The following is a 24,138-nucleotide window of genomic DNA, read 5'->3' as shown; positions in this document are numbered from 1 at the left end:
GCCCTTGATGTCCTTCAGGCCCGCAGGGAGCCCCCAGGGCCGCCCTCCGTACGGAGGGCCGGCGCGGGCGGAGGCTCCCTGCCGATGGGTGCGGTCGGTCAGTACTTACGCGTGGGGAGCGCGGCCTTCGCCTGGTCCTGCATGAAGTCGCCCTCCTTGGTCTTGATCCAGCGCTCGACCGACTCGCCGTTCTTGACCTTCTTCACGACCTCCATGAGCTGGGGGCCGAGCAGCGGGTTGCACTCGACGATGGCGTTGATCTTGCCCTCGGACATGGCCACGAAGCCGTCCTTCACGCCGTCGATCGAGACGATGAGGATGTCCTTGCCGGGCTTCTTGCCGGCCGCCTCGATCGCCTGGATGGCACCGATGGCCATGTCGTCGTTGTGCGCGAACAGGACGTTGATGTCCGGGTTGGACTGCAGGAAGGCCGCCATGACCTGCTTGCCGCCGGCCCTGGTGAAGTCACCGGTCTGGCTCACGACGATCTTCCAGTCGCTCGCGTGCTCGGCGTCCATGACCTCCTTGAAGCCCTTGGCGCGCTCGATCGCGGGGGCGGCACCGGTGGTGCCCTCCAGCTGGGCGATCTTCACAGCACCCTTGTGGCCGGCCTTCTCGAGGACCTTCTCCAGGATCTTGCCCGCGCGGCGGCCCTCGTCCGTGAAGTCGGAGCCGACCAGGGTGACGAACAGGGACTGGTCGGAGGTCTCGACCGAGCGGTCGGTGAGGACCACCGGGATCTTCTTGGCCTTGGCCTCCTTGAGCACCGCGTCCCAGCCGGTGACGACCACCGGGGAGAAGGCGATGACGTCCACACCCTGGGTGATGTAGTTGCGGATCGCGGAGATCTGGTTCTCCTGCTTCTGCTGCGCGTCGGAGAACTTGAGGTCGTAACCGGCCTCCTTCGCCGCCGACTTCACCGAGTCGGTGTTGGCGCTGCGCCAGCCGCTCTCCGAGCCGACCTGGGAGAAGCCGAGGACGATCTTGCCGTCGCCACCGCCGGTGGAGCCGCCGCCGTCGTCCTTCTTGGCACAGGCCGCAAGGCTCGTCGCAGCCGCCACGCCGACCGCCGCAGTGAGGAAGTTCCTTCTGTTGAGCATGTTCTTCTCCTTTGAAGAGCCGCCGGCCCGTGCTGGGTCAGCTGGTACTCATGGTTCTGGTGGGGCTTGTCGGTACTCGTGGGGCCTACCGGTGGTGCTTCTGGTTCTCGTGGGGTTCGGGGCGACAGGCTGCGATTTGTCCAACCTGTCGATCATCGTTCGGGATCTCGATCACACCGGTGGGGTGAGGACGATCGCCGAACGAGTCTGTGTCGCCTCAGCCGGGAGCGGTCCCGGACTGGGGGGCGTAGGGGAAAGTGCTGGCGCGGACGAGGAGTTGGGGCTCGATGATGACCTGCCTGGCCCCGGAGGGCATCCGGCCCTCGATGAGGTCCAGCAGCAGTGCGATACCCCGCTTGCCGACCGCCGCGAAGTCCTGCCGGACTGTGGTGAGCGGCGGAGCGAAGAACTCCGACTCCGGGATGTCGTCGAAGCCGACCACCGCGATGTCCTGGGGGATGCGCACGCCCGCCTCACGCAGCGCCCACAACACTCCCAGTGCCATCTGGTCGTTGGCGACGAAGACGGCGGTCAGACCGCGGCCGACCCAGCCGGCCAGTTCCTGGCCCGCACGATAACCCGACAACGGGCTCCAGTCACCCCGCAGCGGCGAGGGAATTTCCGCACCGGCCTCTTCCAGGGTCGACCGCCAGCTGTCGGCGCGGTCCACCGCCTCCTGCCAGTTGTCGGGCCCGGCGAGATGCCAGACCGTGCGGTGGCCGGCGGCCAGCAGATGACTGGTGGCCAGCCGGGCGCCCAGCCCCTGATCCACGTTGACGCTCGGGATCTCCACGCCGGAGCCGGTGCCCACGGCCACCACCGGGAAGGGATGGCGGACTTCGGAGAGGGCCTCGACCGCCGACCGCTGCGGGGCGAGGGCGATCACCCCCTCCACGCCACCCTCACTGAGCCGGTGCATGGCCTCGGACACCGTTTCGACCGTCAGTTCCCGCAGGCTGACCGTCGAGACGAGATACCCCTGGGCACGTGCCGCCTGCTCCAGCGCGAACAGCGTACTGGCGGGCCCGTAGAGCGTGGTGTTGGAGGCGACCACACCCAGGCTGAGGGTACGCCGGGTCGCCAGCGCCCGTGCCGAGGAGTTGCGGCGGTAGCCCATGTCCTCGATGGCGTGCAGCACTCTGGCCCGTGTCTCGTCGCGCACATTGGGGTGATCGCCCAGTACGCGGGACACGGTCTGGTGGGACACGCCGGCCCGGCGCGCCACGTCGGCCATGGTAGGCGGCCGGTTCTGCGAGTGGAACTGGGGGCTGGTCTGCGGGTTGCTCACGGCTGCACCTCCTTGGCGGTCGTCTGCGGACAAGTCATTCGATGGGGCGGTCGCCTTCGCGCCACCCGCCTCACGCCAGGCTTCCGGAGAGGCCCAATGCGCCGGACGGTAAGGCAAGTTGGGGCAGTGCCGACATGAAGCTCATACCTCCCCCGATGCCGCCGGGGGGCGACTGTAGACGATTGGTGAATGCGGACGCCATTGTGAGCGCTAACAATCGGCAGCGGTCAAGAGGGCTGCGCCAGGGAGGTCGTCACGGTTGGATAACGCGGCAGTCGGGGGCAGGAGGGGTTCCGGTGCCGGAATGTGGGAACGGATGGCGGCAGTCCAAAACCTGGCAAGGGTTGTACGTGCGCCCCATTGACACCCCACCCAAAGCGTCCCTACTGTCGCGACAGCATTTCGAACAAGTGACGAAATATCGAACGAGCCAAGCCAAGAGGACGAGGGAGTACCGTGCGCATCACGGGAATCAGCACGCATGTGGTCGGGACACCCTGGCGGAACCTGACCTACGTCCAGGTGCACACCGACGAGGGCCTCACCGGTGTCGGCGAGACCCGCATGCTGGGCCACACAGACGCGCTCCTCGGCTATCTGCACGAGGCGCAGACCAACCACATCCTCGGCTCCGACCCGTTCGCCGTCGAGGATCTCGTCAAGCGCATGAAGTACGGCGACTACGGCCGGGCCGGCGAGATCGTGATGTCCGGCATCGCCGTGATCGAGATGGCGTGCTGGGACATCAAGGGCAAGGCCCTGGGTGTGCCGGTGTGGCAGCTCCTCGGTGGCAAGGTCACCGACAAGGTCAAGGCGTACGCCAACGGCTGGTACACCACCGAGCGCACCCCGGAGGCGTACCACAAGGCGGCGCAGGGCGTCATGGAGCGCGGCTACCAGGCGCTCAAGATCGACCCCTTCGGGACCGGCCACTTCGAGCTGGACCACGCGCAGAGCATGTACGCCGTCTCCCTGATCGAGGCCGTGCGTGACGCCATCGGGCCGGACGCCGAGCTGATGCTGGAGATGCACGGCCGCTTCTCGCCCTCCACCGCCGTCCGCCTCGCCAAGGACCTGGCGCCCTTCAAGCCCGCGTGGCTGGAGGAGCCCTGCCCGCCGGAGAACCTGAAGGCACTGGAGAAGGTCGCCGCCAAGGTCGACATCCCGGTCGCCACGGGTGAGCGGATCCACGACCGGATCGAGTTCCGGGAGCTCTTCGAGAGCCAGGCCGTGGACATCATCCAGCCCGACGTCGGCCACATCGGCGGCATCTGGGAGACCCGCAAGCTGGCCGCGACCGCCGAGACCCACTACACACTGGTCGCACCGCACAACGTGGGCGGACCGGTCCTGACCGCAGCCTCCCTCCAGGTCGGCTTCACCTCCCCGAACTTCAAGATCCTCGAGCACTTCAACGACTTCGCGGACGCGGAGATCAAGAAGGTCGTCAAGGGGGCCCCGGAGGTCGTGGACGGCTACTTCCACCTCTCCGACAAGCCCGGACTCGGCGTCGAGCTGGACGTCGACGCGGCGGCGGAGTTCCCGCAGCAGCAGGCACGATTCGACCTCTGGGCCGAGGGCTGGGAGCAGCGCAAGCCCAAGGGCACCGAGTGAGCAGCGCTGTCGTGATCGAGGCTCCGGGCGAGCACCGAATGGTGCCGCACGAGCCTCGTCAGCCCGAGCCCGGCGAGGCCCTCGTCCGGGTGCACGTCGTCGGGATCTGCGGCAGCGACCGCGAGGTGTACCAGGGCAACAGGCCTGAGGGGTACGTCCGTTACCCCCTCACGCCGGGCCACGAGTGGTCCGGGACGGTGACCGCGGTCGGCGCCGGGGTGCCTTCGAGCCTCGTGGGCCGCAAGGTGGTCGGCGAGGGTTTCCGCAACTGCCAGGTGTGCGACCGCTGTCACGTGGGCGAGACGACGCTGTGCTCGGCGGGTTACGAGGAGACCGGGTTCACCGAGCCCGGCGCGATGGCCGCCACGCTGACGCTGCCCGCGCGTCTGCTGCACGTCCTGGCCGACGACGCGGATCTCACGGCGGCGGCGCTGCTGGAGCCGGCCGCGTGCATCGCGGCCGCCGCGCTCAAGGCGAACACCCTTCCGGGTGAGCGGGTCGCCGTGGTGGGCACCGGGACGCTCGGGATGTTCGCGATCCAGTTCCTGAAGGCGAGCTCGCCGTCCGAGCTGCTCGTCGTGGGGACGCGCCCGGACCGGGCGGAGCTGTCGAAGCAGTTCGGTGCCACGGACTTCCGCATCAAGGGCGAGGAGCTCCCGGGCGGCTTCGACGTCGTCATCGAGACCGCCGGGTCCGCGACCGCCGCGCGCACCGCCGCCGCCCTGCTACGGCGCGGTGGCCGGCTGGTCCTGACGGGGATCCCGGGGCCGGGTGCGGTCGGGCTCGACCCGACGGACCTCGTCGTACGGCAGCTGGAGGTGCACACCGTGTTCGGTGCGGCGCCGGATGCCTGGGCGCACACGGTGCGGGTCTTCGGGGCGGGGCTCCTCGACCCGCTGCCGCTGATCACCCACGAGCTCCCGCTGGAAGAGTTCGCGCAGGCCATCGAGTTGGTCGGGTCGGGCGACCCGAAGGTCGGAAAGGTACTGCTGCGGCCGTGACACACCCCTGAGCCGTGCGCCGGTACCGGGCGTCTGACACCCCCGTACCGGCGCACATCCAACGTCTTGCGCAACCAGAGCCGCGAACTTCGTCCGAAATACCGAACCTGCCGGACCCTGCGAACCCGCCGGCCTGCCGACTTTGAAGGACAGACTGTGACCGACACCACCGCCTCCGCAGCCCGACGCCCCGGGGAGCCGGCGCTCACCGCGCTCGGCCTGGGCACGCCCGCCCTCGATCCCGCCGACGCCTCGGCGCACAGCTTCCCCGGCGGGGGCCGCTGGCGTACCGAGGTGCCCTCCGTGGAGGGACCCGAGGCGCTCGCCGTGGTCCTCAAGGAGTCCTCGCGGCTGGATGTGCCGATCCACCGGGTCAGCCAGGGCAGCGGCATCTGGATGCTCACCGACGCCGAGATCACCGAGATGGTGGAGTCGACGGCCGAGCGGGACATCGAGCTCTGCCTGTTCACCGGTCCGCGCGGCACCTGGGACATCGGCGGCTCCACCCGTACCGACTCCAAGGGCGGCGGACTGCGCGCCCGGGGCCATGACGCCGTGGCCGGGTGTGTCGAGGACGCCATACGCGCGACCGAGCTGGGCGTGCAGTGCCTGCTCGTCGCCGACGAGGGGGTCCTGTGGACCCTGCACCGGGCGCGGCAGGCCGGCATCATCCCGGCCGAGACGACGCTCAAGGTGTCGGCGCTGATCGGGCCGGTGAACCCGGCCGCGTACGCCGTGTACGAGAATCTCGGCGGCGACTCGATCAACGTGCCGAGCGACCTGACGCTCGACCATCTCACCGAGATCCGGCGGGTTTCCGCCGCCCCCATGGACATGTACATCGAGGCCCCCGACGATCTCGGCGGCTATATCCGGATGTACGAGGTCGCCGAGCTGATCCGCCGCGGCGCGCCGCTCTACCTGAAGTTCGGTCTGTCGAAGGCCCCCGGGATCTACCCCTACGGGCACCATCTGCGTGACCTTGCTCTCAGCACGGCCAAGGAAAGAGTCCGACGTGGCCGGCTCGCCCTTGACCTGCTCGCGCGGCACGGGGCGGACGGCGACATGGCTCCGCTCGGCTCGCGTCTGCCGGGCGCACTGAACCGGTTCGACACTCAGTCATAACGTTCCGGAAACCCCACTTCACAGAAGCCGACACAGGCACGCACAATCCGACACACCCTCTTTCTCGGTCTTCCCGGCCTCTTGTCCGGGGGCGCCCTTCGCACCGCGAGACCGATCCCTGCACACCACATCAAGGATGATGACCATGCGTAACCGCAGAGCCGCCCTCGCCGCCATAGCCGGAGCCGCCTCCCTCGCCCTGACCCTGTCCGCCTGTGGCCAGTCCGGTGAGGGCGGCAGCGACGACAAGGGCGGCGACGTCAAGGGCGCCACCATCGGCATCGCGATGCCGACCAAGTCCTCCGAGCGCTGGATCACCGACGGTGCCAACGTCGTGAAGGACCTCCAGGCCAAGGGCTACAAGACCAAGCTGGTCTTCGGCGAGGACGACCCCGACCAGCAGGTCTCGCAGATCGAGAACCTGATCACGCAGGGCGTCAAGGCGCTGATCGTCGCGGCCATCGACAACAAGTCGCTGAACAACGTGCTCCAGCAGGCGGCCGACGCCAAGATCCCGGTCATCTCCTACGACCGCCTGATCCTCGGCACGAAGAACGTCGACTACTACGCGTCCTTCGACAACGAGAAGGTCGGCCGGCTCCAGGCCACCTACCTCGTCGACAAGCTCGGCCTGGCCAGCGGCAAGGGCCCCTTCAACATCGAGCTGTTCGCCGGCTCCAACGACGACAACAACACCAAGTACTTCTTCGGCGGCGCGATGAAGGTGCTCCAGCCGTACATCGACAGCAAGAAGCTGGTCGTCAAGTCCGGTCAGACGGAGCTCACCAAGGTCACCACGCTGCGCTGGGACGGTGCCACCGCCCAGAAGCGCATGGAGGACATCCTCACCTCGACGTACACCAGTGGCCGGGTCGACGCGGTCCTCTCGCCCTACGACGGCATCTCCATCGGCATCCTCGCCGCGCTGAAGTCGGACGGCTACGGCACCAAGGCCAAGCCGCTGCCCGTCATCTCCGGCCAGGACGCCGAGCTGGCGTCGGTGAAGTCGATCATCGCGGGCCAGCAGTCGATGACCGTCTACAAGGACCTGCGCAAGCTCGCCAAGGTCGCCACCGACATGGTCGACGCCTCGCTCCACGGCAAGAAGCCCGAGATCAACGACACCAAGTCGTACGACAACGGCACCAAGATCGTCCCCGCCTACCTGCTGCAGCCGGTCAGCGTCGACAAGACGAACTACGAGAAGGAGCTCGTCCAGGGCGGTTACTACACCGCCGACCAGCTCAAGTAAGCGTCGTCGAACCTCACGGATTGGAAGGCACGACCATGGCGGGACCCGTCCTGGAAATGCGCTCGATCGTCAAGACCTTTCCCGGTGTCAAAGCGCTGTCGGACGTCACACTGACCGTCCGTCAGGGCGAGGTCCACGCCATCTGCGGTGAGAACGGCGCCGGGAAGTCCACCTTGATGAAGGTGCTCTCCGGCGTCTATCCGCACGGCAGCTACGAAGGGGACATCCTTTTCGAGGGAGAGATCTGCTCCTTCAAGGACATCCGGGCGAGCGAGCAGCACGGCATCGTCATCATCCATCAGGAGCTGGCGCTCTCGCCGTACCTCTCCCTCGCGGAGAACATCTTCCTCGGCAACGAGCACGCCAAGGGCGGGTTCATCGACTGGAGGCAGACCCTCGGTCACGCCTCCGAGCTGCTGCGCCGGGTGGGTCTGAGCGACCACCCGGAGACCCGTGTCGCCGACATCGGCGTGGGCAAGCAGCAGCTCGTGGAGATCGCGAAGGCGCTGTCGAAGAAGGTGAAGCTCCTCATCCTCGACGAGCCGACCGCGGCGCTCAACGACGAGGACAGCGACAAACTCCTCGATCTGATCCTGGAGTTGAAGAACCAGGGCATCACCTCGATCATCATCTCCCACAAGCTCAACGAGATCCGCAAGGTGGCGGACTCGGTGACGATCATCCGCGACGGGCACTCCATCGAGACGCTCGACGTGAAGTCCGCGGAGACGACCGAGGACCGGATCATCAGCGGCATGGTGGGGCGCGACCTCGACAACCGCTTCCCCGACCGCACCCCGCACGAGCCGGAGAAGGGCGCGGCCCCGGCCCTGGAGATCCGCGACTGGACCGTGCACCACCCGATCGACCAGCAGCGCAAGGTCGTCGACGACGTGTCCATCCAGGTGCGGCGCGGGGAGATCGTCGGCATCGCGGGCCTGATGGGCGCCGGCCGCACCGAGCTCGCGATGAGCGTCTTCGGGCGCTCCTACGGCCGGTACGCGGGCGGCACGGTCCTCAAGGACGGCAAGGAGATCCGTACGAGGTCCGTCGCGGAGGCGGTCGAGCACGGCATCGCCTACGTCACGGAGGACCGCAAGCACTACGGCCTCAACCTCATCGACACGATCAACCGCAACATCTCGCTCACCGCACTGAGCAAGGTGGCCAAGCGCGGCATCGTCGACGAGCAGGAGGAGCGGAAGGTCTCCGAGGGCTTCCGCAAGTCCATGAACATCAAGGCCCCGACCGTTTTCGAGCGGGTCGGCAAGCTGTCCGGCGGCAACCAGCAGAAGGTCGTCCTCAGCAAGTGGATCTTCGCGGGTCCTGACGTGCTGATCCTGGACGAGCCGACGCGCGGCATCGACGTCGGTGCCAAGTACGAGATCTACACGGTCATCGACCAACTGGCGGCCCAGGGCAAGGCGGTCGTCTTCATCTCCTCCGAGCTGCCCGAACTGCTCGGCATGTGCGACCGCATCTACACGATGGCCGCCGGGCGGCTCACGGGCGAGTTCCCGCGGGCCGAGGCCACGCAGGAAGTGCTGATGCGTCAGATGACGAAGGACAAAGAGGTAACGCGATGAGCACCGATGTGACCAAGAGCCCGGCCGCCGCGCCGCCCGGCAAGAGCGGCGGGCCGGCCTCCGGCGGTGGACTGCTCCAGCTGGTGCTGGACGGTCTGCGCCGCAACATGCGCCAGTACGGCATGCTGATCGCCCTCGGTCTGATCGTGGTCCTCTTCCAGGTGTGGACCGACGGTGACCTGCTGCTGCCGCGCAACGTCTCCAACCTGGTGCTCCAGAACAGCTACATCCTGATCCTCGCGATCGGCATGATGCTGGTGATCATCGCGGGTCACATCGACCTGTCGGTCGGCTCTCTCACGGCGTTCACCGGCGCCTTCGCAGCCGTGCTGACGGTGCAACACGATGTGGCGTGGCCCCTCGCGCTGCTGCTGTGCCTGGCCGTCGGCGCGGCGGCCGGCGCGGCACAGGGCTTCCTGATCGCCTACCTCGGCATACCCTCCTTCATCGTCACCCTCGCGGGCATGCTGATCTTCCGCGGTCTGACGGAGATGCTCCTGAAGGGGCAGACGCTCGGCCCGTTCCCGGACGGCCTGCAGAAGATGGGCAACGGCTTCCTGCCGACGGTCGGCCCGGACACCAACTACCACAACATCACGCTGCTGCTGGGCTTCACGCTGATCGCGTTCTCGGTCATCCAGGAGGTCCGTGACCGCAAGCGGCAGCAGGAGTTCGCCCTCGAAGTGGCGCCCAGGAACCTCTTCCTGCTTAAGCTCGTCGCCATCGTCGCCGCGATCCTCACGGTCACGATGCTGCTCGCCAGCTACAAGGGCGCGCCGATCATCCTGATCGTCCTGGCCGTGCTGGTGGTCGGCTACGGCTACGTGATGCGCAACGCCGTCTTCGGCCGTCACATCTACGCGATCGGCGGCAACCTGCCGGCCGCGAAGCTGTCCGGCGTCAAGGACAAGAAGGTCACCTTCCTTGTCTTCCTGAACATGGGCGTGCTCGCGGCCCTGGCCGGCATGGTGGTCGCCGCCCGGCTGAACGCGGCCTCGCCGAAGGCGGGCCTCAGCTTCGAACTCGAGGCGATCGCCTCGTCGTTCATCGGTGGCGCGTCCATGAGCGGCGGTGTCGGCACCGTCCTCGGTGCGATCATCGGTGGTCTGGTCCTCGGTGTGCTGAACAACGGCATGAACCTCCTCAGCGTCGGCACCGACTGGCAGCAGGTCATCAAGGGCCTCGCCCTGCTGGCCGCGGTCGGGTTCGACGTGTGGAACAAGCGCAAGGCCGGTTAACAAGCAGTCGTCACGTCGTGGGTCCCGCGGGCAACCGGGCAACCGGTCCGCGGGACCCTTCGGCTTTCCCCCATGGAGGCAGGAACCCCGTGAAGGAACTCTTCGGCAAACTCCCCGACGGGACGGAGATCCACCGCTGGTCGCTGGAGAACGGCGGCACCCGTCTGAAGGTCCTGTCGTACGGCGGGATCGTGCAGTCCCTGGAGATCCCGGACCGCGAGGGCCGGTACGCCAACGTCTCCCTTGGCTTCGACAGCGTCGAGGAGTACGTCGCCTCCAGCCCCTACTTCGGCGCCCTGATCGGCCGGTTCGGCAACCGCGTCGCCGAGGGCCGGTTCACCCTGGACGGCACGTCGTACCAACTGGACGTCAACGACGGCGACAACAGCCTGCACGGCGGCAGCGGGGGCTTCGACAAGGCCGTGTGGGACGTCGAGCCGTTCACGGAGGGTACGGACGTCGGGCTGCGCCTGCGGCTCACCAGCGCCGACGGCGAGATGGGCTACCCCGGCACGCTGCACACGACGGTCACCTACACCCTCACCGAGCGGGGCGACTGGCGGATCGACTACGAGGCCACCACCGACCAGGTCACCGTCGTCAACCTCACCAACCACGTCTACTGGAACCTGGCCGGCGAGAGCGGCGGCTCGGTGGGCGGCCACGAGCTGGAGATCGCCGCCTCCCGCTACACCCCCGTCGACGCCGGCCTGATCCCCACCGGTGAGCTCGCCGAGGTCGCGGGCACCCCCTTCGACTTCCGCGCGGCCAAAACGGTCGGTGCCGAACTGCGCACCGCCGACCAGCAGTTGCTGTACGCCAAGGGCTTCGACCACAACTGGGTCCTCGACAAGGGTGTCACCGCACAGCCCCAGCACATCGCCACCCTCAGGGACCCGGAGTCCGGGCGCACGATGCGGATCGCGACCACCGAACCGGGCGTCCAGTTCTACTCGGGCAACTTCCTCGACGCCACCCTCGTCGGCACCGGCGGCACCGTCTACCGCCAGGGCGACGCGCTGTGTCTGGAGACCCAGCACTATCCGGACTCGCCGAACCGGCCGGACTTCCCGTCCACGGTGCTGCGTCCCGGCGAGACCTACCGCTCGACGACGACACACTCGTTCGACGCCGGCTGACAGGTTTCACGCCAGCTGACAGGTTTCACGCCGACTGACAGGTTTCACGTCGGCTTCAGGTTTCACGCCGGCTTCACAATTTTTCATCGAAACCACAGTGGTTGAACAACGTCACACAGCCATCCGTATCTAGGAGCGGCCCGTGCTCCCCCGCACGGGCCACCCAAGAGTTGGAGGCCCCGTCCTCCCCAACGGGTCCGCCGCATACGGAGGTTCCATGGCCGACAACGTCACCTCGCTCTTTCGCAGCGCCACGGCGCACAGCCCCTCGATGGCTGCGCTCGCGCGCGAGAGCGACGGGACCGGCCCGGTGGACTTCTGCATCCCGTGCAACCCGTACTTCCCCACTCCGGCCATGATGGACACCATGGCGGCGCGGCTGCGCGACATCATCACGTACTACCCGAGCAGCGCCGACACGATCACCGCCGAGCTGTGCAATCTGCTGCAACTGCCGCCGCAGGCCGTGGCGATGGGCAACGGCTCGACCGAACTGATCACGTGGATCGACCACTTGCTGGTCCGGGAGTCCCTCGCCGTCCCCGTCCCCACCTTCGGCCGCTGGACCGACCAGCCCATGGAGACCGGCAAGCGGGTCGACATGTTCCCGCTCCAGGAGTCCAGCGGGTTCTCCCTCGACCTCACCCAGTACGCCGAGTTCATCCGCGCGCGCGGCACCCGCGTCGCCGTCATCTGCAACCCCAACAACCCCGACGGCGGCTTCCTGCACAAGCACGCGCTCGTGCAGTTCATGGACGCGATGGCCGACCTCGACCTGATCATCATCGACGAGTCGTTCATCGAGTTCGCCGACGCGGAGGCGGAACCGAGCGTCGTACAGGAGGCGATGATGCGCCCCAACGTCATCGTCCTGCGCAGCCTCGGCAAGAACTTCGGCCTGCACGGCGTCCGCTTCGGCTACATGGTCGCGAACCCCTCGCTCGCGGGCCGCGTCCGTTCGATGCTGCCCAAGTGGAACCTCAATTCCTTCGCCGAGTACGTGGTGTTCATGCTCAAGGAGCACGGCCAGGAGTACGCGCAGAGCCTCCAGCAGGTGCGCCGCGACCGCCTCGACATGGCCAGCCAGCTCTCCTCCCTGCCCGGTCTGACGGTCTACCCGTCACAGGGCAACTTCCTCTTCGTGCGCCTCCCCGTCGGCGCCGAGGGCACCGTGGTCCGGGACCGGATGCTCACCGAGCACCGCATCCTCGTCCGCGAGTGCGGCAACAAGATCGGCTCGTCCAGCCGCTTCCTGCGTCTCGTGGTGCGCCCCCAGGTGGACGTCCGTCGCCTGATGTCCGGCCTGGAACAGGTGCTCTACGGGACCAGGAGGGGAGCCGCCGTACCCGAGCTGGGTTCAGGGACCAGCTACAGCTCGGGCACGGCGGCGGTGGACCGGCTGGTCAGCGCCACCAACGGGGGCGGTATGCCAGGCCTAGCCGCTCAGGCCCTGGGTACCGGTACCGGTCTGCCGGGTGGCCTCGCGGCCGCCGCGGCAGCCGGTACCGGCATGCCGACCCCGATGTCCGCGCCCGCGCCCGCCCCGGCCCCCATGCCGATGCAGATGCCCGCCGCCATGCAGATGCCGGCGGCGATGAGCGCACAGAGCTACGGCGGCCCGCCGCAGCAGAGTTACGGCAACGCGGGCATGCAGATGCAGCAGCCGACGCCCATGCAGCAGCAGCCTCAGCCGGTCCCGCAGCCCCAGATCCCCCAGCCGCAGATGCCCCAGATGCCGCAGATGCCGCAGCCTCCGATCCCCCAGCAGCCGCAGCCCCAGCCGATGGTCCCGCAGCAGCCCACCCCCTCCGGCGTCCCGGCCCGCAACGGCCTCACGGCCGCCCAGGTCCGCGGCACCACCGGCCCGGGCCTCGCCCCGGCCCCGGCAACGGGCTGGCCCGCCGCCCAGAGCTGGCCGAACGCGGCGGGTATGGGCCAGGCGGGCTGAGCAGGCGCCCCAGGCGGCAGGTCGCTTCACCCGACGTCTCGACGACCCCCTCCCCGGGCCACGGGAAACTGAAGAGCACCCTGGTCAACGCCCACAACTCGACCGTGGCCAGGCTGGATCCGGTGTGTGTGACCGTGCGGGTCACGGAGCCCGGCCCGCGTCCCATCGTCGAGGAACAGATCACCTGCAAGGCCTACAACGGCCACATCGGCTGGGACTCCAGGATCATCTCGCCCGGCCGGCCCGGCCCCCGCATCGACGTGGACGCGCTGAAGGCCGAAGCGGCGTCGGGCACGAGCTGGGTGGCAGCCAAGGCGGTCCTGCCCGTGCTCCAGTCCTGACCCCGTTCCGTACGCCGACGCCCGGGCCGGACGCGGACCCTGCCCCGGGCGTCGGCGCGCCCGGCTCGCCCACGGCGGGCCCCGATCGACCCCGGGCCGCAGAACCGAACGTAAACCGCATCCGGTGCGTCCCAGTCCCGACAGCATCAGCTCCGGGGGGATCCATGCGTACGTACACCACTCGCACCACGACCCGACTCGCCCTCGTTCTCACCCTCACCGGCGCCCTGTTCGCGGCCGGTTGCGGCGGCGAGAAGGCGGAGGACGGCATCGGCAAGGAGCTCCGCGCCCGGGACACCCCGTCGCCGACGGCCGTCCGCGCCCGGCAGGTCGCCGACGCCTGGGACGGCTCCAAGGCCGCAGAGGCCTGGCGCGAGGGCTACCACCCGATGGGCGACGTGGCACCGCCGCCTGACGGTGGCTTCCGCAGCGCCGACGACAAGCTGGCCCACTCCTCGCAGAACTACGTACTGGAGGGCGAACTCCCCGCCACCGCACCCGAGAAGGGAAAGGTGAAGTGGGCGGACGGAGGATCGCTCACGCGCCCCCTGCTGGACGCGCGGCAGACGTACACCGCCCTGGACCGCTCCAACAGCCCCGGGGAACCTCATCTGACCGTCACCGGCGCCGAGTTGGGTGCGATGACGATCACGACGAGCCAAGGCCCGGCATCCGTGCCGGCCTGGCTGTTCACGTTGGAGGGGTACGACAAACCGCTGGGGCGCGTCGCCCTGCGCCCGTCGAAGCTTCCGCGGTCGCCGATCGGGGGGATCGGAGCGGCACGCACCACCGAACTGACGTGGCTCCCCCGGCTGATGGAGGTGTCGGGAGACGGACGGACCGTCACCGTCCTGGCCGCCCACGGGGGCTGCGACGACGGCGCCCGTGTGAAGGCACTGGAGACGGACGGCAGCGTGGTGCTCTCGGCGAGCGTCGCCGATGTGGAGCAGGATCTGGCCTGCAGCGCCGAGATGAAATACGAGAAAATTACGGTCGAGCTGAAGCGGCCGCTCGGCGACCGGGTTCTCCTGGACGCCTACACGGGACGACCGGTGCCGTCCGGCGAGCCGAACTGGGGTTGAGCCGCCGGGTGCGGACACGGCTGACCGTGTCCGCACCCGTGCGCCCGCCGGGCGGGCCTACCACGCCCTCACGGCTCAGGCAGCCCTCACTTCTTCGGAGGGCACTGCTGCCACGCCATGTGGTAGGTCGTGTTGATGTCGCCGTCCGTCGAGTCCATCGCCATGAAGCTGCTGCCGGTCGACGAACCCTTGTTCACCCGCAGCTCCGTGTTGATGTTGAAGTTGCGCTGAGCCCCGCAGGGCGCATAGACCAGCTGGGCCCAGTCGGTGACGTCGGTGGCCTGCCAGTTGTCGTTGAGCGGGCCGTTGTACGAGTGGGTGCGGGCCACCGTGCTCGACGAGCCCTGGAAGTAGTACGAGGCCCGCTGCATGGCGCTCGCGCCCCGCTGGAGAGAGGCGAAGCCCCGGTAGTCGGCGCTGGCGATGGCGTAGGTGAAGCCCGCCGGGACGTGCACCAGCAGGCTGAGCTGGCAGTTCTTGCGGAACGCCGTCGGGTCCGCGTTGCCGCCGACCTGGGCGAGGTAGTCGCTGTAGGTGACGGTGAACGCGGTGTTGTCGGCGGAGACGGCCACCGCGGCCGTACCCGCGGGACAGCCGGAGCCGTTCACCGTGGCGACCTTGATGACGATCTTGTCCGGGGGCGGGTCCTCGAAGGACGACCCGGGACCCTGTGTGGGTATCGCAGCGGCGAACAGAGCGGCAATCGCGCCGCTGACGAGCAGGCCACCAGCCATGGTTCTCCCTTTCAACACGATGTTGGAGTGGGGGGTGAGAATCACGCACTCAGGCGGCAGTCATGGGCATGCCAAATACATGCACACAACTACACCCGAACCTGTGATTGAACAGTGAAGGAGCTGTGAAGACCGAGCGGTCGCAGCATAGGAGGCCTGGCGGGAACCAGCCAGGTCGATCCCCGGCCATTCCCGCCCGCACGCGGCCTGTTTCGCTCGTCGATGTAACGCACAGCCATCGGAGGGGGAATTAGTTCAGGTAGACAAGACCGTCCGTGGTGACCGCCGGGCGGCCGCTCGTGCCGACGACCACGATCCTTACCGTGTGCCTGGCGCTCGCACTCCAGCTCTTCGTCCAGATCGCGTCGCGGTACTTCGTCGTCGCCGACATCAGGTCCACCGTCGCGGTCTTGACGCCGTCCACGAAGACGTTCACCTGGCCGGAGGCCGAGGCCCGCGACATCGCGAGGGCTGCCGAGCGGCCGGTGAACGTCCAGGTCAGGGAGGCGTTCTTGGCGGTTCTGGAGTACGACTTGCCGCCCAGGTAGCCGGCGGACGACTTCGTCGTCCAGGTGCCCGTACGGGTCGCCGAGGACTCCTGGAGGATCATCGGCGTACCGGCGACCGAGGCCGCCCTCATGTTGCCCGCCTGGTCGTACGCCGTCATCCACCAGGTCGTGGGCGCACCGGAGATGGAGGTCAGGTGGGCACTGGTGACCGTCGGGCCGTACGTCCTGGCGACCGGGGCCGTCAGGCGCACCTCCTTGAGGGCGGCCGAGTCCGTGGCCTTCCACTTGAGGGTGACCGGGACAGCCGTCGTGTTCACCGTGCCGGTGCCCGGGGAGAATTGAGGGTGAGGCCGGTGACGGCGCCCGCCGCGTAGCCACGGATGGTGGGCAGTTGGGCGTGGAGCTTGGTGCCCGGGCACTCGGTGGCGTAGCCGTCGCCGTGGCCGTGAATGGTCGGGAAGGTGAGCCGGTCGCCCGTCTTCCACGTCCTGGTGTTGTACTGGCTGGTCCCGGCGGCGCCCGCGGTGAGCGTGGTCGTACCGGCAGGGTCGACGCCGTACTGGCCGAGCTTCCAGGCGGCGAGGCGCGCGACGGAGGTCAGGACCGCCGTCGGCGGGGCGACCAGGCTGTAGTTGCCGAGGACGGAGATCCCGGTGGTCTGGCTGTTGAAGCCGTAGGCGTGCGCGCCGAAGACCGGCTTGTCGACCCCGCCCTTGCGGCCCTCGAAGATGGTGCCGCACTTGTCGACCAGGAAGTTGTAGCCGATGTCCCTCCAGCCGTTCGTTTTGACGTGGTACGTGTAGATTCCACGGATCATGGCCGGCGACTGGTCGCAGGTGTAGTCGTTCGCCTCGGCGGTGTGGTGAACGACCACCGCCTTGATCCCGCCGGTCAGGTACTCCGGCGCCTCTGGGCTCATCGTCTCGTCCGCTCCCCAGCCGGCCCGTGAGGTGATCGGCGGCCGGGGAGCGGTGGACGACAGGGCCTTGGGGCCGGTGCTCAGCGGGGCGCTCGGGGCCGACGTCGTCGGCGGCGGAGTCGTCTCGGGCGCGCCGCTCGGGGACGCGGAGGCGGACGTCGGGTCCGTCGCTGTCGCCGTCGGTGCGGGGGACTCCGACATGTCCGGCGTGAGCGACGGGTCCGGCGACTCGGTGGTCGCGGCCGCCGCGGATCCCGCGGGTCGCAGGTCCGAGAGCGAACCGGTGCCGGGGTCGATCATGTCGACGCGCAGGCCCTTGGGGAGTTCGGCGGACATCCTGCCGTCGACCCTGACCTCCACGCCGTCGGACGCGCCGACCCACGCGGGCTCGGTACCGGCGCGCTTGGCGCCCTCCTCACCGGGTCCGCTGTCCGTGCCCAGCTCCAGCCAGGACGTCCAGTTGTCGGTGCCGGCGGCGCGGGTACGGACCTCGACCCTGCCCGCCATGGTGGCCGACGGGTCGGACCAGGTGACGCCGAGCAGGCTGAACGGCTCGGTGTCCCGCTTGGCCAGTGTCGCCGAGTCGCCGTCGGCGGAGACCTTCAGCGCCGCCGCGTACTCCTCGCTCGCGACCGGTCCGGAGGCCGGCTTGCCGTCGTCGGCCGCGCTGTTCGCGCCGCCGCCCACCGCCTGCACGATCAGAACCCCGGACACACCGGCGGCCACCACGGCCCCGACGCCCCGCCCTCGACGCGATCCCAGCGCTCTCATCGCGGTACACACCCTTCACATCGACCCCGCCCAACACAGGCTCATACCGGGGTCTAGGTATCCGGAGAGTGGAGGTCGTCAACAACCAAGGGGTGGGGAACGCTCCGATGGAGCAGGGCAAACGGCTCTGAAAGGCTGAAACTTGGGCTGCGGCTTTGGGCTTTGCCGGACAGCTCTACGGGTTCTCCCAGGCCGCCGGTTCCTCGGCCAGCCCCCGGACCGGCTCCGGCAGCTCCCCCGCCGCCAGATCGGCGAGGGTCACCCCTTCCAGCACCTTGCGGACGTTGGCGCGCAGCGCGACCCACAGCGGGAGCAGCGGTTCGGCGGGACCGGTGTAGGCGAGGCCGGTCGGCCGTTCGCCGCGCACCGACACGATGGGCCCGTCGACGGCCCGGATGACGTCCGCGACGGTGATCCCTTCGGCGGGGCGTGCGAGCCGGTAGCCGCCGTTGCCGCCGCGCCGGGAGTCGACGATCCCGGCGCGCCGCAGATCGCCCAGGATGCCCTCCAGGAACTTGTGCGGGATGGCCTGGGCGGCGGCGACGGTCTCCGCCTTCACGGCGGCCCCGTCGTCCTGCCGTACGGCGAGCTCCAGCACCGCCCGCACCGCGTAGTCAGCCCGCGCCGAGATCCTCATGGGGTCATTGTCGGCGGTCGCGACGCGGGCGATGACCGCATCCGCGCGCTCACGCGTCCGGTGGCCGGAGACCTACGCGAGCCGGATCACGTTCCACGACAGCGGTTCCAGGACGGCGCTCAGGCTGCCGTCCCGGAGGGTGGTGCCGGCCACCTGGTGGGGGGTGACGCGCTCCGGGTCGTCCAGGGTGTTGCGGGCGTCCGGGTCGGCGTCGGCGATCGCGCTGTGCTCGACGACCGAGGTCAACTCCAGGCCGTTCAGGACGACTTCGAGCGGCAGCGGCCGGGTGCGGTCACGGTTGACGGCGAAGACGGTGACCGTGCCGTCGTCGGCGCGTACGGCGGTGCCGTGCAGGAGGTCCGTCTCGCCGTACTTCTTCGTCTCGTACGTCGGCGAGTCCACCCGTACGTCGAGGACCTTGCCGCGCCCGTACCTGCTGGCCTGCGCGAACGGGAAGAACGTCGTCTGGCGCCAGGCCGGGCCGTCCGGCTCGGTCATGATCGGCGCGATGACGTTGACGAGCTGGGCGAGGCAGGCGACGGTGACCCGGTCGGCGTGCCGGAGCAGGGCGATGAGGAGTGAGCCGAAGACGACGGCGTCGGTGACGGAGTAGACGTTCTCCAGCAGCCGCGGGGCCTCGGCCCAGTCCCGCCCGTCGGAGTTCTCGGTCTCGTGCCATCCCGACATGTACCAGACGTTCCACTCGTCGAAGGAGAGGTTGATCTTCTTCTTCGACTTGAGGCGGGCGCCGACGTGGTCACAGGTCGCGACTACGTTGTCAATGAACGACTCCATGTCCACGGCGGAGGCCAGGAAGGAGTCGATGTCGCCGTCGTGGGGCTCGTAGTAGGCGTGCAGGGAGATGTAGTCGACCAGGTCGTACGTCTCCTGGAGGACCGTCGACTCCCACGCGGCGAACGTGTCCATGCCCTGGCTGGAGGAGCCGCAGGCGACGAGTTCGAGGTCCGGCTCCAGTTGGCGCATCGCGCGGGCGGTCTCGGCGGCGAGGCGGCCGTACTCCTCGGCGGTCTTGTGGCCGGTCTGCCAGGGACCGTCCATCTCGTTGCCGAGGCACCACACCTTGATGCCGAACGGGTCCTTGTCGCCGTGCGCGCCGCGCAGGTCCGAACGGGCGGTGCCGGCAGGGTGGTTGGCGTACTCCTGGAGTTCGAGTGCCTCGGCGACCCCGCGCGTGCCGAGGTTGACGGCCATCATCGGCTCGGCCTGCGGGCCGATCTTCCGGAGGAAGCCGATGTACTCGGAGAGCCCGAAACGGTTGGTCTCCGTCGAGCGCCAGGCCAGGTCGAGGCGGCGGGGGCGTTCGTCGACCGGGCCGACCGAGTCCTCCCAGTTGTAGCCAGAGACGAAGTTGCCGCCGGGGTAACGGACGGCGGTGACACCGAGTTCGCGGACCAGTTCCAGCACGTCCGTGCGCAGACCCGCTTCGTCGGCGGAGGGGTGGCCGGGCTCGAAGACGCCGGTGTAGACGCAACGGCCGAGGTGTTCGACGAAGGATCCGAAGAGGCGGGGACTGACCTCACCGACGGTGAAGGCGGGGTCGATCGTGAAGCGGGCGGTGCGGGACATGGGTTCCTCTCCGACATTCGGCGTACTGCGTGCGGGGGGGGTCGGCTTGGCACGTCGGGCGTGGGGGGCGTGGGGCGTGAGGGCGGGGGGCGTGGAGCGGTCTGCGTATCCGTGTGTTCGGTATATCGGTGTCCGCTCGTCACTTCGGACAGGACCGTAGATTTTCGAGGGTCCGCACGTCAATGGCTGGTGCACCCAACGATCGTTCCGCGATCTCCAATGATCGTTGGATTCTGCTGGTGCGCGGCGGTCCGGACACATAGGGTCGGTCCGTGAGTGAGCCTCTCTCAGAAACCCTCGCCCGCCTCGAGGAACGCATCGCCGAGGCGCGTCTCGACCGCGCCGAGATCCTCGACGTACGCGCCCTGTCGGCCCGTACCTCTCTCACCGAGGGCGAGATCCAGGCGCTGCTGACCGAGGGCGCGCGGCCGCCCGCCGACGACATCGAGGGCCGGATCCGGCGCCGGGTGCGCACCCTCCACGAGACGCGGCTCGCGGCGAACGGCAGGAAGCGCGCCGACGTCTGCAAGGAGGTCGCGGGCGCCCTGTCGATCAGCCCCGAGTGGGCCCGTCAGCTGCTCCTCGGCAAGAAGATGCCGAACGTTCCCGATCTCACCGCGCTCGCCGCGTACTTCGGTGTCGAGCAGGGCACCGGGTTCTTCACCGACCCCGCCCCCATCGTTCTGAACCGTGAACTCCGGCGCCTGCTGGAGGAGTTGGGCGTCGCCGAGGAGGGCCCGCTGGTCCGGTTCGCGACCCGGCACGGTGTCGTCACGCTGGCCCTGCGCGGCCGGCGGCTCACCCCGCGGGGGCAGGAGGCCCTCGCGGTGATGCTCGAAGGGCTGCTGAGCGTGGGCGAGGAGGCCGAGCGATGACGGCGTCTCGAGCGGTGCTGGCCGCTCTGCTGCCCGCCCGTGTCGCGCACCGGCTGCGGACCCGGGGCGCGATGCGCGACCTGACCGGCGCCCTCGACGCGGCACTGCGGGAGCAGGACAACGGCCCTTCGGGGGTACGGGAGTTGTGCCGGGCGCTGTGCGAGGAGATGAGCGCCCGGCGCGGGCGACGCGTCGAGCTGCGGTTCGAGCGCTTCCCCGACGAGATCGAAGTCACCGGTCTGTGGGTGGAGTTCCATGACTTCGACCTCGTCATCGTCGAGGAGCGAGCCGAGGCTGTGCAGCAACTCGTCATCCTGGGACACGAGTTGTGGCATCTGCACGCCGGACACTGCCACCACCACAGTGTGGGTGCGACCGCCGCCCGGGTCCTGGCCGACGGGCAGTCCTGGCAGGGCGGCGCGCTGACCGTCGCCGCCCGCAACGGTTCCCGTGAGGCCGACGAGGCCGACGCCGAGGAGTTCGGCCACCGCCTCGCCACCGTCTTCCGGCCGTGGGTGGAGGGGCGCGCGGCGAGCACGGGCAGCAGCGGTGTGCAGGCCTCCCTGGGCTATCGCGCCAAAGGAAGCGGAACCGCGCGGCGATGAACCGTTCCGGCTTCCCCGACGAGCCGTACTCCGTCCTCGTCTTCGGGACACCGATCGTGGCCCTGGCCACCGCCCTGGTGTTCAAGCTGCCCAGCATCGTCAGGTTGTGGCGGGACCCGCTGCTGCGCGCGGTCGGCGGGCTGCTGCTGCTCGCCTGCGGCATCTTCGCCTTCGCGGCCCCGCCGTCCGTCGCCTGGACCAACCGGGTCACCGGCGTGCCCAACATCGCGGCGCCCCTCGTGTACAGCTTCATCGTCGCGTTCTGCGGAGCGGGTCTGCTGCTGGTGATCGCGTGGCGCGACGGTCTGACCGGTCACGCGGCCCGGCCGGCCGGGACACGGCGCGCGACGCGGTGGGTCGTCGTCGCTCACGCGGGGGTGATCGTCGCGCTGTGGGCGCTGTTCGCGCTCGCGGACGTACCCGTGGAGCGCCGGCAGGACCTGGACACGTACTACGCCCGTACGCCCTTCATGCGCGAGCTGATCGCCCTCTACCTGCTCGCGCACACCACGTCCTGTGTCCTGACGTACCGGCTGATCCGGAACTGGATCCCCACCGCCGGACTCGACGTGTGGCTGCGCCGGGGCCTGAGGTCGCTGGCCGTCGGCTACGCCGTCAACCTGGTGTTCGACGCGGTGAAGGGCACGGCCGTCGTCGTCCGCTGGGCGGGCGGCGACCTGGACCCGCTCTCCACCCAACTCGCCCCGGCCGTCGGCGGCGTGGCCGCCGTCCTGATCGCCACGGGGTTCGTGCTGCCGCACGCCGGCCAGTTTCTGCGCGACCGCTGGCGGGTCCGCCGCGCCCATCTGCGCCTCGCTCCGCTGTACGGCCTGCTGCGCACCGCCACCGGCAGGGGCGTCCCCTTCTCTCTGCGGGCCACCCCGGAGCTGCGGCTGACCCGCCGCGAGACGTTCATCCGCGACGCCCTGCTCCAACTCGCCCGCCACTTCGACGAGGAACTGCGCCGCAGGGCGTACGAGACCGCTGTGGCCCTCGGGTACGGCCGCGCCCCGGCGCGGGCGCTGGCGTCGGCCGTGACGATCCGGGACGCGATCGAGGCGGGCGCGCTGTCCCGCCGTCCCTCTCCCCACGTCCCCGCCCAGGTCACCGCCCGGTTCACCACCCCAGTCAGCACCGGAGTCACGACCCGAGTGACGGACCCCACCACGGACTTGCTCGCGGACCTGCTCCAGGGCATCGAAGCCGTGTCGCAGGTCCTGAGCCGTCCCGATGAGATCGAGGCGGTGCGCGCCCTCGCGTCCGCCACAGTAGAGAGCAGCCTGCACGTATATGAGTGATCAGCCGTCTCCCGTCAGATCCGCCGTGGTCCTCGGCGGTTCGCTCGCCGGGCTGCTCGCGGCCCGCGCGCTGGTCGGATTCGCCGACCGCGTGACCGTCGTCGAGCGTGACGTCCTGCCCGACGGCCCCGAGCCGCGCAGGAACCTTCCGCAGGCCCGGCACGTCCATGTGCTGTGGTCCGGCGGAGCCCGCGCCGTCGAGGAACTCGTCCCGGGCGTCGGCGAGTCGCTGCTCGACGCCGGGGCACACCGGCTGGCGGTCACGACGGACATGGTCGCGCTGGCGCCGCAGGGCTGGTTCAGACGGTGGCCCGAGTCGCACCATGTGTTCCTGTGCGGCAGGGACCTGCTGGACGCCACCGTCCGCGCGCGCGTCCTGGACGACGACCGCATCGAACTCGTCGAGCGCGCCGAGGTGTTGGGCCTGGAGGGCACCGACGCGGCCGTCACCGGGGTGCGGTTGCGCGGCACCGACGGCAGCCGCCGCACACTCCACGCGGACCTGGTCGTGGACGCCACCGGCCGCGGCTCGCGTGCCCCGCACTGGCTGCGCGAACTCGGCCTGCCCGAACCGCCCCAGCGCGTCGTCGACTCCGGGCTCGCGTACGCCAGCCGGATCTACCGCGCCCCCGAACCCGCGTGGCACGGCTACCCGATGGTCACCGTCCAGGCGGACCCGAAGGCGGACGGCCCCGGCCGGGCGGGGGTCCTCGCGCCCATCGAGGACGGCTGCTGGCTGGTCTCCCTGTCGGGCACCCGGGGCAGCGAACCCCCCACGAACGGCGCGGAGTTCACCCGCTTCGCCCGCGAGGAGCTGCGCCACCCGGTGATCGCCGACCTGCTCGCGGGAGCGGAACCCCTGACGGACATCTCCATCACCCGTGCGACGTCGAACCGCCGGTACTACTACGAGCGGATGCCCGCCTGGCCGGAGAACTTCGCGGTGATCGGCGACGCGCTGGCCGCGTACAACCCGATATACGGCCACGGAATGTCGGTTGCGGCCCAAAGCGCCCTGGCTCTACGGGATGTGATCCAGCGTCAGAGCTGGGGCACGCCCGGTCTGTCGCACCGTATCCAGAAGGCGGTGGCCCGGCCGGTCGCGGCGGCCTGGGACCTGGCGACGAGTCAGGACGTCTTCTACCCCGGCGCCACCGACAAGGGCCCCACCCTGCGGGACCGTCTGCTCGCGGCCTATGTGAGCCGCCTGATGCGCACGGCCACGGGCAACGGCCGGATCGCGCGCCGGGTGACGGACGTGACGTCGCTGGAACGCGGCGCGGAGGCGCTGCTGACGCCAACTGTGCTGCTGGCGACGGCGATCGGCCCGCTGAAACGACCGCTGAGCGGGCCTCCGCTGCGGCCGGAGGAGTGGCAGGCGGCGCAGTGAGGGTGCTACGGGCGGCCGGCTGACGACCGGCCGGGTCAGACAACGGCCGGGCAGGCGACGGAACTCCCGTTGCCCGCCCGGCCGTTGCCCTGACCTCGG

General features: G+C 69.4%; 19 protein-coding genes and 1 pseudogene. 14 read left to right on the top strand and 6 right to left on the bottom strand.

Annotation, left to right across the window (positions count from 1 at the left end; all coding sequences use genetic code 11):
• Positions 1 to 98: 98 nt before the first annotated feature.
• Positions 99 to 1,100 carry an ABC transporter substrate-binding protein gene (locus tag ADL01_RS27915; RefSeq protein WP_053744769.1) on the bottom strand — a complete coding sequence of 334 codons (1,002 nt, stop codon included), beginning with the start codon at positions 1,098 to 1,100 and terminating at the stop codon, positions 99 to 101.
• A gap of 217 nt (positions 1,101 to 1,317) precedes the next feature.
• Positions 1,318 to 2,334 (bottom strand): LacI family DNA-binding transcriptional regulator, encoded by a 1,017-nt coding sequence (locus tag ADL01_RS27910; RefSeq protein ID WP_053744788.1) that lies wholly within the window; start codon positions 2,332 to 2,334, stop codon positions 1,318 to 1,320.
• 510 nt (positions 2,335 to 2,844) lie between these two features.
• Here ADL01_RS27910 and ADL01_RS27905 point away from each other — a divergent pair.
• From ADL01_RS27905 to ADL01_RS27860, 10 genes are all read left to right on the top strand, one after another.
• Entirely contained in the window at positions 2,845 to 4,002 is a 1,158-nt protein-coding gene (locus ADL01_RS27905) for a mandelate racemase/muconate lactonizing enzyme family protein (protein ID WP_053744768.1), read from the top strand.
• Positions 3,999 to 5,003: a zinc-dependent alcohol dehydrogenase gene (locus tag ADL01_RS27900; protein ID WP_053744767.1), complete on the top strand. Its 1,005-nt coding sequence runs from the start codon at positions 3,999 to 4,001 to the stop codon at positions 5,001 to 5,003. Before ADL01_RS27905 ends, ADL01_RS27900 begins: the two co-directional genes overlap by 4 nt.
• A gap of 156 nt (positions 5,004 to 5,159) precedes the next feature.
• On the top strand, positions 5,160 to 6,128 hold the full coding sequence (locus ADL01_RS27895) for a hypothetical protein (protein ID WP_053744766.1): 969 nt from the start codon (positions 5,160 to 5,162) through the stop codon (positions 6,126 to 6,128).
• 145 nt (positions 6,129 to 6,273) lie between these two features.
• Positions 6,274 to 7,380, top strand: coding sequence for a multiple monosaccharide ABC transporter substrate-binding protein (chvE, locus tag ADL01_RS27890; RefSeq protein WP_053744765.1), 1,107 nt, complete (start codon positions 6,274 to 6,276; stop codon positions 7,378 to 7,380).
• A gap of 35 nt (positions 7,381 to 7,415) precedes the next feature.
• The gene (gene mmsA, locus ADL01_RS27885) at positions 7,416 to 8,966 is read left to right on the top strand and encodes a multiple monosaccharide ABC transporter ATP-binding protein (RefSeq protein WP_053744764.1); all 1,551 of its coding nucleotides are present in this window, start codon (positions 7,416 to 7,418) and stop codon (positions 8,964 to 8,966) included.
• Positions 8,963 to 10,204 carry a multiple monosaccharide ABC transporter permease gene (gene mmsB / locus ADL01_RS27880; RefSeq protein ID WP_053744763.1) on the top strand — a complete coding sequence of 414 codons (1,242 nt, stop codon included), beginning with the start codon at positions 8,963 to 8,965 and terminating at the stop codon, positions 10,202 to 10,204. The genes mmsA and mmsB overlap by 4 nt, the downstream gene beginning before the upstream one ends.
• 17 nt (positions 10,205 to 10,221) lie before the next feature.
• Positions 10,222 to 11,343, top strand: a complete 1,122-nt coding sequence (locus ADL01_RS27875) for an aldose epimerase family protein (RefSeq protein ID WP_053744762.1) — start codon at positions 10,222 to 10,224, stop codon at positions 11,341 to 11,343.
• A 217-nt stretch (positions 11,344 to 11,560) separates the two neighbouring features.
• Positions 11,561 to 13,291 carry a pyridoxal phosphate-dependent aminotransferase gene (locus ADL01_RS27870; RefSeq protein WP_053744761.1) on the top strand — a complete coding sequence of 577 codons (1,731 nt, stop codon included), beginning with the start codon at positions 11,561 to 11,563 and terminating at the stop codon, positions 13,289 to 13,291.
• 104 nt (positions 13,292 to 13,395) lie between these two features.
• Positions 13,396 to 13,632, top strand: a complete 237-nt coding sequence (locus ADL01_RS27865) for a hypothetical protein (protein ID WP_159049661.1) — start codon at positions 13,396 to 13,398, stop codon at positions 13,630 to 13,632.
• Between the two features lie 164 nt (positions 13,633 to 13,796).
• The gene (locus tag ADL01_RS27860; RefSeq protein WP_053744759.1) at positions 13,797 to 14,714 is read left to right on the top strand and encodes a hypothetical protein; all 918 of its coding nucleotides are present in this window, start codon (positions 13,797 to 13,799) and stop codon (positions 14,712 to 14,714) included.
• A gap of 86 nt (positions 14,715 to 14,800) precedes the next feature.
• Here ADL01_RS27860 and ADL01_RS27855 read toward each other — a convergent pair whose 3' ends face one another.
• The 4 genes and pseudogenes from ADL01_RS27855 to ADL01_RS27840 form a co-directional block, all read right to left on the bottom strand.
• The gene (locus tag ADL01_RS27855) at positions 14,801 to 15,448 is read right to left on the bottom strand and encodes a DUF4360 domain-containing protein (protein ID WP_053744758.1); all 648 of its coding nucleotides are present in this window, start codon (positions 15,446 to 15,448) and stop codon (positions 14,801 to 14,803) included.
• Between the two features lie 250 nt (positions 15,449 to 15,698).
• Positions 15,699 to 17,647 (bottom strand): annotated as a pseudogene (locus tag ADL01_RS27850) (peptidoglycan recognition protein).
• Between the two features lie 175 nt (positions 17,648 to 17,822).
• Positions 17,823 to 18,284 (bottom strand): RrF2 family transcriptional regulator, encoded by a 462-nt coding sequence (locus tag ADL01_RS27845; RefSeq protein WP_053744757.1) that lies wholly within the window; start codon positions 18,282 to 18,284, stop codon positions 17,823 to 17,825.
• Positions 18,285 to 18,356: 72 nt separating this feature from the next.
• Entirely contained in the window at positions 18,357 to 19,871 is a 1,515-nt protein-coding gene (locus ADL01_RS27840; RefSeq protein ID WP_053744756.1) for an alpha-N-arabinofuranosidase, read from the bottom strand.
• A gap of 272 nt (positions 19,872 to 20,143) precedes the next feature.
• Between ADL01_RS27840 and ADL01_RS27835 the strand changes: the two genes are divergently transcribed.
• Genes ADL01_RS27835 through ADL01_RS27820 form a run of 4 tightly spaced genes read left to right on the top strand, consistent with a single transcriptional unit; the run spans position 20,144 to position 24,039 of the window.
• Positions 20,144 to 20,746: a hypothetical protein gene (locus ADL01_RS27835; RefSeq protein ID WP_053744755.1), complete on the top strand. Its 603-nt coding sequence runs from the start codon at positions 20,144 to 20,146 to the stop codon at positions 20,744 to 20,746.
• Entirely contained in the window at positions 20,743 to 21,351 is a 609-nt protein-coding gene (locus ADL01_RS27830) for a toxin-antitoxin system, toxin component family protein (RefSeq protein WP_234354817.1), read from the top strand. Before ADL01_RS27835 ends, ADL01_RS27830 begins: the two co-directional genes overlap by 4 nt.
• Positions 21,348 to 22,649 (top strand): MAB_1171c family putative transporter, encoded by a 1,302-nt coding sequence (locus ADL01_RS27825; RefSeq protein WP_053744754.1) that lies wholly within the window; start codon positions 21,348 to 21,350, stop codon positions 22,647 to 22,649. Before ADL01_RS27830 ends, ADL01_RS27825 begins: the two co-directional genes overlap by 4 nt.
• The gene (locus tag ADL01_RS27820; protein WP_199834949.1) at positions 22,642 to 24,039 is read left to right on the top strand and encodes an NAD(P)/FAD-dependent oxidoreductase; all 1,398 of its coding nucleotides are present in this window, start codon (positions 22,642 to 22,644) and stop codon (positions 24,037 to 24,039) included. Before ADL01_RS27825 ends, ADL01_RS27820 begins: the two co-directional genes overlap by 8 nt.
• The last annotated feature ends 99 nt before the right edge of the window (positions 24,040 to 24,138 follow it).

This window comes from Streptomyces sp. NRRL WC-3618 (assembly GCF_001280005.1).
In the GTDB taxonomy this organism is placed as follows: Bacteria; Actinomycetota; Actinomycetes; order Streptomycetales; family Streptomycetaceae; genus Streptomyces.
The sequence above is the reverse complement of the archived record's forward strand: the minus strand, read 5'-3'. Positions and strand labels throughout refer to the sequence as shown.

Bases quoted from the DNA above. Each gene is read 5' to 3' on its own strand.
- ADL01_RS27915 (WP_053744769.1), bottom strand. From the start codon at position 1,100: ATGCTCAACAGAAGGAACTTCCTCACTGCGGCGGTCGGCGTGGCGGCT.
- ADL01_RS27910 (WP_053744788.1), bottom strand. From the start codon at position 2,334: ATGGCCGACGTGGCGCGCCGGGCCGGCGTGTCCCACCAGACCGTGTCC.
- chvE (WP_053744765.1), top strand. From the start codon at position 6,274: ATGCGTAACCGCAGAGCCGCCCTCGCCGCCATAGCCGGAGCCGCCTCC.
- mmsA (WP_053744764.1), top strand. From the start codon at position 7,416: ATGGCGGGACCCGTCCTGGAAATGCGCTCGATCGTCAAGACCTTTCCC.
- mmsB (WP_053744763.1), top strand. From the start codon at position 8,963: ATGAGCACCGATGTGACCAAGAGCCCGGCCGCCGCGCCGCCCGGCAAG.
- ADL01_RS27870 (WP_053744761.1), top strand. From the start codon at position 11,561: ATGGCCGACAACGTCACCTCGCTCTTTCGCAGCGCCACGGCGCACAGC.
- ADL01_RS27860 (WP_053744759.1), top strand. From the start codon at position 13,797: ATGCGTACGTACACCACTCGCACCACGACCCGACTCGCCCTCGTTCTC.
- ADL01_RS27855 (WP_053744758.1), bottom strand. From the start codon at position 15,448: ATGGCTGGTGGCCTGCTCGTCAGCGGCGCGATTGCCGCTCTGTTCGCC.
- ADL01_RS27845 (WP_053744757.1), bottom strand. From the start codon at position 18,284: ATGAGGATCTCGGCGCGGGCTGACTACGCGGTGCGGGCGGTGCTGGAG.
- ADL01_RS27840 (WP_053744756.1), bottom strand. From the start codon at position 19,871: ATGTCCCGCACCGCCCGCTTCACGATCGACCCCGCCTTCACCGTCGGT.
- ADL01_RS27830 (WP_234354817.1), top strand. From the start codon at position 20,743: ATGACGGCGTCTCGAGCGGTGCTGGCCGCTCTGCTGCCCGCCCGTGTC.
- ADL01_RS27825 (WP_053744754.1), top strand. From the start codon at position 21,348: ATGAACCGTTCCGGCTTCCCCGACGAGCCGTACTCCGTCCTCGTCTTC.
- ADL01_RS27820 (WP_199834949.1), top strand. From the start codon at position 22,642: ATGAGTGATCAGCCGTCTCCCGTCAGATCCGCCGTGGTCCTCGGCGGT.